At 64.8% G+C, this 10,303-nt stretch carries 9 protein-coding genes; all 9 read right to left on the bottom strand.

What is annotated here, in order from left to right:
* Position 1: 1 nt before the first annotated feature.
* Positions 2 to 1,330 carry a type VI secretion system protein TssL, long form gene (gene tssL, locus FJ548_RS00670; RefSeq protein ID WP_140776237.1) on the bottom strand — a complete coding sequence of 443 codons (1,329 nt, stop codon included), beginning with the start codon at positions 1,328 to 1,330 and terminating at the stop codon, positions 2 to 4.
* A gap of 4 nt (positions 1,331 to 1,334) precedes the next feature.
* Complete coding sequence (gene tssK / locus FJ548_RS00665; protein WP_140776235.1) at positions 1,335 to 2,669, bottom strand: type VI secretion system baseplate subunit TssK; 1,335 nt, start codon at positions 2,667 to 2,669, stop codon at positions 1,335 to 1,337.
* Between the two features lie 39 nt (positions 2,670 to 2,708).
* Complete coding sequence (gene tssJ / locus FJ548_RS00660; protein WP_140763854.1) at positions 2,709 to 3,161, bottom strand: type VI secretion system lipoprotein TssJ; 453 nt, start codon at positions 3,159 to 3,161, stop codon at positions 2,709 to 2,711.
* Between the two features lie 3 nt (positions 3,162 to 3,164).
* Positions 3,165 to 4,622: a type VI secretion system-associated FHA domain protein TagH gene (gene tagH / locus FJ548_RS00655; RefSeq protein WP_140776233.1), complete on the bottom strand. Its 1,458-nt coding sequence runs from the start codon at positions 4,620 to 4,622 to the stop codon at positions 3,165 to 3,167.
* Complete coding sequence (gene tssG, locus FJ548_RS00650; RefSeq protein WP_140776231.1) at positions 4,619 to 5,686, bottom strand: type VI secretion system baseplate subunit TssG; 1,068 nt, start codon at positions 5,684 to 5,686, stop codon at positions 4,619 to 4,621. Before tssG ends, tagH begins: the two co-directional genes overlap by 4 nt.
* Positions 5,650 to 7,524: a type VI secretion system baseplate subunit TssF gene (tssF, locus tag FJ548_RS00645; RefSeq protein WP_140776229.1), complete on the bottom strand. Its 1,875-nt coding sequence runs from the start codon at positions 7,522 to 7,524 to the stop codon at positions 5,650 to 5,652. The genes tssG and tssF overlap by 37 nt, the downstream gene beginning before the upstream one ends.
* 1 nt (position 7,525) lies before the next feature.
* Positions 7,526 to 8,278, bottom strand: coding sequence for a type VI secretion system baseplate subunit TssE (tssE, locus tag FJ548_RS00640; protein WP_140776227.1), 753 nt, complete (start codon positions 8,276 to 8,278; stop codon positions 7,526 to 7,528).
* A complete protein-coding gene (locus FJ548_RS00635; RefSeq protein WP_181165554.1) occupies positions 8,265 to 8,714 on the bottom strand; it encodes an Hcp family type VI secretion system effector in 450 nt (149 codons plus the stop codon). Before FJ548_RS00635 ends, tssE begins: the two co-directional genes overlap by 14 nt.
* An 83-nt stretch (positions 8,715 to 8,797) precedes the next feature.
* Complete coding sequence (gene tssC / locus FJ548_RS00630; protein ID WP_140608479.1) at positions 8,798 to 10,303, bottom strand: type VI secretion system contractile sheath large subunit; 1,506 nt, start codon at positions 10,301 to 10,303, stop codon at positions 8,798 to 8,800.

Genomic DNA, 10,303 nt, shown 5'->3' with positions numbered 1-10,303 from the left:
CTCAGAGCCTCTTCTCGACCAGGACTTCGACGCGCCGGTTGAGCGCGCGGCCCTCGCGCGTCGAGTTGTCGGCCACCGGCTCGGCGTCGGCGCGGCCTTCGGAATGGACGCGCTCCTGTGGCACTCCCGCCTGCACCAGGAGGTCCGCTATGGTTTGGGCACGCGCCTCCGAGAGCCGCTGGTTGCTCGCGAGCGGATTGGACCGTTGCAGGCGCACGTTGTCGGTATGACCGACGATCGTGATGTTTCCGATCAGCTCCTGATTGGCGAGGATCACCTTGGCGATCGACTCGATCAGCGGCTCATAGCCTTGGGACAGTGTCGGCCGCGAGGATTGGAAGAGCTCGGGGTTGGAGGACTGGATGATCAGCTTGGCCAGCGAGACGCTCTCGGTGCCGCTGAGCGCGCCCTTGAGGTTCGCCGGCGCTTCGGCCTTGAACTCGGGCAGCAGCGCGAAATCGACCGGCTGTGGCGGTTCAGGTTCGGGAGCATCCTGCTTGGGTGCGGCACGGGTGACGTCGCTACGTGAGGCCGGCGGCAGCGTGCGCACGAGCGCGGAGAGTTCGACCGCCTGGCCGCTCAAGCCCATCGACAGACCGATATAAGCGGCGGCGGCGACGACAACCGCGGCAAGCGGCATCACCCAGATCGGAACGATGAAGCGCTGCGGCTCGTCTGAAGCGATCACGCCTTTCCAGTTCGGCGACAGCGGCGCGTCCTCGGCGTCCGCATTGCGCAGGAAGCGCGCGGCTGCCACACGCACGGCATTGAGCGAGCGGTCACCGGCGCGGCCCGGCACCCGATACTTACCGCGGAAGCCGAGCGCCAGACAGTAGTATTGAAGCTCCAGCATCTCGCGGTCGCGGTTCGGATGACGCTCCAACTCGTCAAGGCGGGTGAAAAACTGGGTGCCGGCATCGACGTCGCCGCGCAGCATGACCACCAGCGGCTGGCGCGGCCAAGCGCTGGCGCCGCCCCAGGGTGTGTTGAGCGCGAGGTCGTCGAGCAACGCCGCCACGGCCCAGGCCGCCTGGTCCGCGCGCTCCAGCGAGGAGCCCGCGGCCATCGCGGCGTCGCGCGCCTGAACCAACTCGTCGAGCAGGCGCGTCCGCATCACTTCCGGGTTCTCCGGCGCCAGCGCGCTTTCGAGTTCTGGCGCGAATTCGAGCAATGGCGCGAAGATGTTGATGAGCGTGTTGGGATGAGCGCGCGACCTTTTGACCGGTGCGCCCGGTACCAGGGGCGCCATCGGCCGTGGCGCGGCGCCCGACAGCCTGATGCGGGTGCGCTCTCGATCCTCCGACAGTCCGAAAGGATCATCCCGGCTCATGGCCTCACCTGTTCACTGAATAGCAGTCGACCTGCGGCTCGCTCGGCAGGACACCGGAAACGCCAATGACGAAGCCGGGGGCGTCGAGCAACGAGGCCCAATGCTCGCTTTTCTGATCCAGTTCCAGGCACAGCCGGTCGCCATCATAGGGAATCTCGCGGGGCTGCGAATGAAGCGGCTTCAGCGGAATGCCCGGCAGGCGGGACTTCCAGAGCCCTTCGAACTGATCGGCGGCGCCGACTGTCGCCTGGTTGACGAAGATCTTGCGCAGCGCGTCTTCCGACAGTTCCGATCCGACGCGGATGACGATGCGGCTGGCGACCAAAAGCTTCGGGTTGTCGATGCGCACTTTCCAGACATTGGTCGCGTGCCGCATCACCGGCAGCGCGCGCGATTTCGGCTCGATGTAGCGCAGGCTGAGGATGAGCGAACGCAAGGCGTCCGCCAGCGCCATATAGGGGGGGCCAGGTGCCATGTGGTCATAGGCCGGCAGTTCGCCGAGCCGCCGCGAACTCGAGCCATACGTTGCCATCTCGCCGGCGAGTCCGGCAAGTTCGAGATAGAGTTCGGCCGGATGAAAGACATCCTGGGCAAGCATATGGGCAAGCCTTGGGCGAGCGGCATTGGCGAGGTGCAGCATCAAAAGGTCTTCGACGCTGCGGCCGGCGCCGCCCATCACCATCTTGCCATGCGCTTCGGCGATCTGGTCGAGGCCGGTGACGACCTCCTGCAGCAATTGCCGGTACCAGTGGACCGCGCCGGTGATCAGCGTCGGCGGCAGGAACGTCTCATCGAGCGAGACGCCGCCGTCGGCGCGCACGCCTTTTATGTCGGCGATCGGCAAGGCGGTGTAACCGCCGACCGATTTGCCGGGCGCGATCAGGGCCGCTTGCGGCCGTGCGATCTCGATCTCTTCCGGATCGGCGCCGCTCTGGACGGCGTCGCGCACCGAAACGACCTTGCCGTGGTAGCGCGCGCCCGTCGATGCCGCATGCGCCGGGTCGAATCCGACGCCACCGGGCGGCTCGAGCGGCAGTGCGATCAACACCGGACCGGCACCGGTATCGGCCGTGACCGGCAGCGGCTTCGGTGCATCCATCAGTTCGGGGATGGAGAAAGGCGTGCCGTCCGGGAAAATGCCACGGGCGGACACGATCGAGACCTGGCCGGCGTCGAGCAGCGATTGGTCGAGGGTCAGCTGCTGGAAGCCGAAAGTATGAAGCTGGCCGGCCTGCAATGCGCCGCGCACCATGCCCTCGAAGAACCGATCCTGCTGCTGGAAATGCTGGGTCCTGAGAAACAGGCCCTCCGACCACAGCACCCTGTTTGCATCGCTCATGCCGCTACTCTCTGCACGCAACCATCTGCTGCTTTGTCGCTAGGCGGAAATGCCGCCCTTGCCGAGGCTGACGTTGATGGTGAATTTCGACCCTGGCGACACCGACTTGGTCGTGCGCCAGTTGCGTCCGCCAGGCTCGCGGATCAGGGCCACGAAGCCGAGGGCCGCTGCGTTCGGTTCGACCGTTATGGTCTTGGCCGCCGTCTTGCCCGGCGCGACCGAGATCGTGTCGGAGCCGAGGAGGTCGGCCCCGAGCGCCGAACTCGCGTTGCCCTGCAGCGCGAAATAGTCAGCCGAGTTGAACTTGCCGGTGCTGGCAAGCCGCATCACCAGAACCGTCACCGGCCGGTCGCCGCCGCCCGGTCCTGGATTCATACCGGCGCCGCCGGTCACGTTGACCGAGATAACCGATGGTTTCGGCGGGCCGCTCTGGCAAGCCGCAAGCAACCCCGTAGCGCCCAGGGCAACGACGAATTCGCGTCTGTCGATCATGTCCTACTCCTCTTCATATGCGTCCCTGAAGTCCGCGCCGATCTCGCCCAGGAAACTCGATTCCGCACTCTGGGCGATGTCGCGGTGGCGTTTCTGGTAGAGCTCCCACAGCTTGGCGTTGCGCCCGCCGGAGAGCAGATTGCCGATGGCGGAATTGGATTTGAGTTCTTCCTCGATAGCGGCCGGGTCAAAACGGTCGATCATGCGCCTGAGTGCGGCCTGCACCCCCCGCCAAGCGCGCACATGGTGCTGCGCGAGATCGCGCACCGCATCGGAAATCGCGGCCTCGCCGGAGAGAAAGCCCGGACTGCGTTCCGAGATGATGGTGACGATGACATCCTCGACCGTCGGCAGGAATTTAAGCGGGTTGACCTCGGAAGCACCGACCACCGTCTGGGCGACGCGGGCGCTTCCCTTCTCCTCGGCGCGCTTGCGCAGGAGTTGCATCAAACCATCCAGCATCAGCCGGTATTCGCGCCCGAACTTTTCCATTTCGGCGATGGCATCGCGGCCGGGAAAATCGGCCTCGTCGACGCCCATGCCGCGTAGAAATGCGGCACGAAGCCCCATATCACCGGAAGCAGGCCGCGCGGGGCGCGACGGCTTTGACGCAGGAACGGCGCGGCGCGGCGGCGGTGACGCCGCTTCCTGCGCCGGCATATCCCAAGAATGCGCGGTTCGCGGCTTTTCAACCTGATGCTGCGCACGTCCTGCCAGGTCGGCGCCGTTGGTGAGAGGCGGCGTCGCGACCGGTCCAAAGCTGAAATCGTCATCGTGGCTGGCTGGCTTTGCCGCATGCTCGGGCGCATCGTTGCGCGAAGACATTTCACCAAACCCGAACGGATCTGGCTGACCTGGAGCAGCGGCACCGCTGGAGTCCGGCGTCGCCACCGGGTCGAGGCTGAACGGATCGTCAAAGGCGGGCGAACTGCGTTGGCTCGATGGGCGGTCATAAGCCCCAGGAACAGGCTGCTCGAACGGGTTCGGCAGATCCGCCGGGCGCGGCGGCCGCGGCTCTTCCTCGACCTTGGCCGAGAAGAAGTCGTCGCCGCCGATGCTGGCCGGCGTTCGCGCTCCCGGCGATGACCACGCAGGCATGGGATGGCTGGCGACCGGCGCAGGGCCGATCGACGTCTGGCTCGCTTTGGATTGAACCTCGACATAGACCACATAGTCGCCCATGCGCAGCCGCATGCCGCTCTGCAGCCGCATCGACCGGCCAGGTCCTAGAGGGCTGTCGGAATCGTCGACGAACAATCCGCTGCTCGACGTGTCGGTAACGAAATAATCAGCCCGGCCGCCGCTGATCTTGCAATGCGCGCGCGAGACGAACATGTCCGGGTCGTCGATCTGCCAGCCGGCATCGGCGCCGCGCCCGATCACCAATTCGCCCTCGTCCAGCCGGGTCTGCCTGACCACTTGCGAGCGCGGCCCCTGTTCCAGCGTCAGCAGCAGGCTCATGCGGCCGCCTCCGCGATTTCCGGCCGCCAACCCACGATGGTGCGCAACCTGAGATCGTCGGCGTCACCCTTTTCGGCGGGCCGTGCCAGCCAGGCCGTCCGGCCAAGCTGGACAGTCCCGACCCGTGGCGGCGGCACGGCGTCGCGCGCGAGCACGATGCGCAGATCGACGTCGAGCGTCTCGCCGATCATGTCGCGCACCGCCTTCTTGAACAGGCCAAGACGCCGTTCGCCGGGCAGGAACGACTTGAAGTCATCGAGGCTCAGCGGGCCGACGCGCAATTCGATCCTGCTTTGGCGGCTGAAGACCCGCGGCCCAATCGTAGCACCGCGTCCGAGACCGGCATAGGCCTTGCCGAGACGCGTCTGCAGCGCCGTCGGTATGGTGATCCAGGCGGCGACGAATTCCTTGATCTGCACCTGTACCTTGAAGGCGGTGGCGAGAAACAAGGTAAGCCGCTCCACGCCGTCGACCTGGTTGGCGAGCGATCCAGCCTGTCGCAGTCGCACAGCGTCTAGTTCGGGATCCTGCGTGCCGGGGAGGCCGATCCCGGACATTGCCTCCAGCATGCCGCGAACGCGCCCGCCGACGGAACGCTCGACCTGAACCGCCGGATGGGCGTCAGCCCAGGCGCGGTAGTAAAGCGCCATCATGCGGTGCTGCAGGATGTTGACGAAATCGACGAAGGTCGTGTCGCTGGTCTGCTCGGCGTCGGCCCCCGTGAACCAGCGCTGCGATAGCCGGTCGAGCACCCAGCGCGTCAGATGCAATGGCATCGGTCCTTCCGGTCCAAGCAGCCCGAGATTGGCGACGGTTACCCGCGCCGGGGCCTTGCCCCCGGTGTCATGGAGCTTGACGACGTCCCGGGCAGAGAAGCTCAGGCGCACATGCTGGCCAAGTCTCGCCGGTTCGCGGTCGGCCGTTCCGGAATGGCCGAACAATCCACGGCGCTGCTCCAGGCGTCGCAGCAGCTCGAAAAAGTCGAAGCTCTCCGACAGCGGTTCGGCTGCGACCGTTGCGGGCTCCTCTAGATCAGGTAGCGATTGCCGGGCGTCATCGGCCATGGCACATCCTCCTGCTTCTGCAACAACCGCGTGCGGGTCCGCACAAATCCGTTTATCCCAGCGTGGCGGGCGAACAGCCGCGAAAGCAGGGCCGAAAGCAGCAGCGAGCTTTGACCCGCCAGCACGGACTGGTCGACATGCAGTGTTATCTCGGTGCCGCGTCCGAAGCACATTGGCCCGTCGATCTGGAGCCGCTCGATCACCGGGCGCGAATCGATACGGACGATCGAATGCACGTTGCGGGCAAGGCCGGGATCGCCCCGATCGGCATAGAGGTCGAGCAAGGCATGCAGCGGATCGACGCCACGGCCTTCCTGGGCAAGGCTGAGGAAATTGAGAGAGAGCTGCGCCACCAGCCGCCAGGCGAGATTGTCGGCGCGGGATTCGCCTTCAGCGCCGGCCGGCAGGGACGCCGGGATTGCCGGCTGCGGCGCCCGTAGTGCCCCGAGCAAGCGTACCGCTTCGACCGGATCGGCCGTCTCCAGCGTCAGCGTCGGCGTATCGTCCAGGATCGGCAGGTCGCGGTTGGTGCAGAGCGCCGTGATGTCTAGGCGCTTGAGCGGCCGGTTTGGTGCGCTTCCTGCCGGGCGCGAGACGGCGATAAAGACATCGTCGCCCGTGTAGGAGGTGCGGGTCAGGCCCTCGCGCCGCTCGTCTTCCGTGGCCCGGCGCGGCCGTCGCTCGGTCGAATAGACCCAGCCGCTGCCGCTGTTCTGCCCCAGGCTGAACAATTCGGGAATTGTCGCCTCGCCGCTCTCCGCGTCGGCATCCTCGACCCGGGAGACCCGGAAGATCTCGAAATCCCGCGCGCGGGTGCGGTCGGCGTGCAGAACCTGACGCGTTTTGCGCGGATCGATCTCGATGACGTTGCATTCGCGTTCGAAGAGATTGATGACCGGCGTCACGAACAACTCGAAATCGGCGGCCGTCACATCCGCGAGCTCGGGCACGGGGCGGCGGAACAGGAAGATGATCTCGATCCCCGCATCGCACTTGCGCACCACCGGCTGGAGGCCGGCGACCCGCACATAATGGAAGCGCTCCGGGATCATGAAATATTCGCGCAGCAGCCGATATCCCTCGAAGGTCGGACGGGTGCGCGGCATCAGCGCTTCGTCGTCGCGGATGCCGATCATTTCGGGCTCGGGCAGCGCCGATAACCGATCGGTCTTGCCTTGGGCCCGCGCGCCGACGGCCGAGCAGGCGCCGAAGATTGCATCGAAAAGCATCGGTGCCTTGGCACGCCCGGCGAAATAAAGGTCGAGACGGTCGAGCGACAACTCGCTGAGCTTGCCTTTTCCTGTCCGGGCGAGGGTGACGCGAAACGCCGCCTCGCCGCGCACATCGCCGATCGGCGCGATTCCGGCGGCGGCGAGCGCGCTGCGATCCTGGAAATAGCTGAGCGAGGTGATGGCGATCGGCCACAGCGTGACCTCCTGCGCGGTGGTGAAGGTGGAGCGCGTCGAAAGCCCTGGATGCAGGCCGGAGACCAGTCGTGTGCCGCGCGCGACGGCGTGGCCGGCGATCATCGACTGCACCTGCTGGCCGGGTTTCAGCACAGCCATCGCCGTTGCCGGCGCCGATGTCACCAGATCCGGGTAAAGCACATCGAGCACGGCGCGCGAGAAGCGCGAGCGCTCCGCGTCGACCTTCAGACGGGTGCGCGCGGCCAGGAAGGCCACGCCGTCAAGCAGGCGTTCCACATAAGGATCGGGACATGGGACCGTATCGAGGGAAAGATTGCGGGCAACCGCCGGATGCATGTCGGCGAATTCTGCGGCCAGCGCCCGGATATGGGTCAGTTCTTCTTCGTAGTACTCCACGAAGACCCGATCCATCTCAGGTCTCCCGGAATTCGGTTCGTGCCAGGCCGTTGTCGAGATTGATCGTGGTGCGCAGCCGCATACGCTCCGGCGTCGGGGCCATGATCAGCACCGCGTCGATCTCGATCTTGAGGCCGACGTTCTTGTCGCCGAGCGTGACGTTGACGGTCGTGGCGCTTTCCTTCAGGCGCGGCTCGAAGGTGGCGAGCACCGCGCGGATTTCGCGCGCCAGCGCATCGCGGTCGAAATCCCGTGACGAGCGGCCGGAAAAGGACGGCACGCCATAGTTGATCACGCTGCGGCGCACCTCCGGAAAGTCGGTGAGCGACGGCAGTTCGTCCAGGGGCTGTTCATGTTCGGCGTCGGAGAGCATCGGTACGGATTCGAAACGCTCGGTGTTGAACAGGGCCTCGATGTCGCGCCGCACGGCTTCTCTCAATACGCGCGCCGAAACGACCACGCCGCGGCTTTCGATTTCGGCGCGATGCTCGGTCTGGAAGGCCAGCCGGTGCAGGCGCCGTTTCTGCTCGGATGTGAGTGCGGCGTCGGTATCGACGGGGCGCGCGCTGCCGGCAAGAAGGGCCTCGACGCGCTCGTCGCCGAGTTCTTCATCCAGCTGACGGCGCAGCCCGTCGATCTCCGACGTCAGCCCCGGCAAGTCGTTGACGAGGCGGTCCCAGAGGGAGGGCTGGACCGCCTCGCGCTTTGCCCGCGAACTGCCGGCAAGCTGCGCCTTCGCGCCGGGCCGCTTGGCCTCACTTGCCGACATAGACGTCCATTTCGATCTCGTCGTCCTTGTCGTAGACGAACTTGATCTTCTTATAGGCGAAGCTGACTTCTTCCTCGATGAGGTCCGCCTCGTCGGCGGCCTGCCGCATGTCGTATTCCATGATCGAGGCGTCGGTGAGCGTCACGACCAGATAGTCGCTGGTCTCGCCGTCAATGGTGCGGCGTGCCGAAAACACCACCTCGTCGAGTGCCTTGTTCTCGAACAGAGCCTTCTTCAGATATGGCGACGACTTGTCGTAGTGCTTGGAGAATTTGATCATGCCCATCGACACACGGCCGCGTCGCGAAAGCGAGTTCGGGTCGTAGGGAGCAATCATCTTGTAATCGACGCCATGCACTTCGATCTCGTCTTCATGGCCGTCGCGCTTGCTCGGACCCTTGATATCCGGAACTTTCAAAAACCCATCAATCTTCATTGAAGGAGCATCGCTTCTCTCTGTGGTCGGCATTGTCTTTCTCCACCGCTTTCAAAACGAAACAGGATGACTTCACTGCGATTTCAGCCCTTCACCGACGGCAGTTCCGACACCAGCCGGAGGGATGCGTTGATGCCTTCCAGCTGGTAGTGCGGGCGCAGATAGAAACGGGCATTGTAGTAACCGGGCCGGCCTTCGACGCTGTCGACCTGAACCTCGGCCGCAGCAAGCGGGCGCTTGGCCCGCGCCTTGTCGTCGGCAAAGGCCGGATTGGCCAGCACGTACCGGTTGATCCATTCGGTCAGCCAGATCTCCATATCGGTGCGTTCCTTGAACGAGCCGATCTTGTCGCGCGCGATCGCCTTGAGGTAATGCGCGAAGCGCGACACCGGGAAGAGGTAGGGCAGGTTGGCGCTCAGCCGTTCGTTCGACTGGGCGTCGGGGTCGACCAGACGCCCGGCCCGCGTCTCGTCATCCTGAAGCGAGTGCGCGCCGATGAAGGCTGCGAGATCGGTGTTCTTGCGGTGTAAGATCGGCATCAGACCGAGCTTCGCCAGTTCCGCCTCGCGCCGGTCGTCGATGGCGACCTCGGTCGGGCATTTCATTGCGATCGAACCGTCGTCCGTCGGGAAAGAGTGAACCGGCAGGTTGAGTACCGTGCCGCCATTCTCGACGCCGCGGATCTGTGTTCCCCAGCCATAGAGCTTGTGGCTGCGGTTGATGTTCACGCCCATCGGGAAAGCGGCGTTCATCCAGACATATTTGTTGTGGTCGCCACCCACCTCTTCCTCGAAGGTGAAGCCCTTCACCGGAACGGTTTCCGAGCCGTAGGGCAGGCGTGCCAGAACGCGCGGCATGGTGAGCCCGATATAGCGTGCGTCCTCGCTCTCGCGCAGCGACTGCCATGAGGCATAGGCCGGATTGTTCACGATCATCTGCAGGTCTTGCGGGTTCGGCAGTTCCTGCCAGCTGTCCATGCGGAACAGCCGCGGCGAGGCTGCCGCGATGAACGGCGTATGCGCCGAGGCACAGACGCCCGAGATGTTGCGCAGCAGGCCGACGTCACGTGGATGGTTGGAAAACTCGTAGGCGCCGAGGATGCAGCCGATCGGCTCGCCGCCCAGCATCGAATACTCGTCCGTGTAGACTTTCTTGAAAATCGGGCTCTGGTCCCACATCTGGCCTTCATAGTCTTCCAGCGTGTCGGCCAACTGCTCCTTGGAGATGTTCATCACCCGGATCTTCAGCTTGGTATCCGTCTCGGTATTGTTGATGAGATACCAAAGGCCTCGCCAGGTGCCTTCCATCTCCCGCACTTCCGGGGCATGCAGGATCTCGTTGACCTGCGTCGTCAGCATCTTGTCTATGCCCGCGATCAGCGATTTGATCGACTTGATCGCATTGGACGAGATGCTCGTCGTCTCGGAACGGGACTGAGCGGCCAGCGCCAGGTTGCGCACCAACTGCTGCAGCTTCTCACTGTCGTCCTTCTTGACCTTGAAATCCTTTTCAAGGAGGCCGCTAAACTCGCCAAGATCGATGGCTTCCGCCTCGGCGGTAGCGGCTGCGGTCTTTTGCTGTTCGGCCAT

This window comes from Mesorhizobium sp. B2-4-17, assembly GCF_006441275.1.
GTDB lineage: Bacteria > Pseudomonadota > Alphaproteobacteria > Rhizobiales > Rhizobiaceae > Mesorhizobium.
The sequence above is the reverse complement of the archived record's forward strand: the minus strand, read 5'-3'. Positions and strand labels throughout refer to the sequence as shown.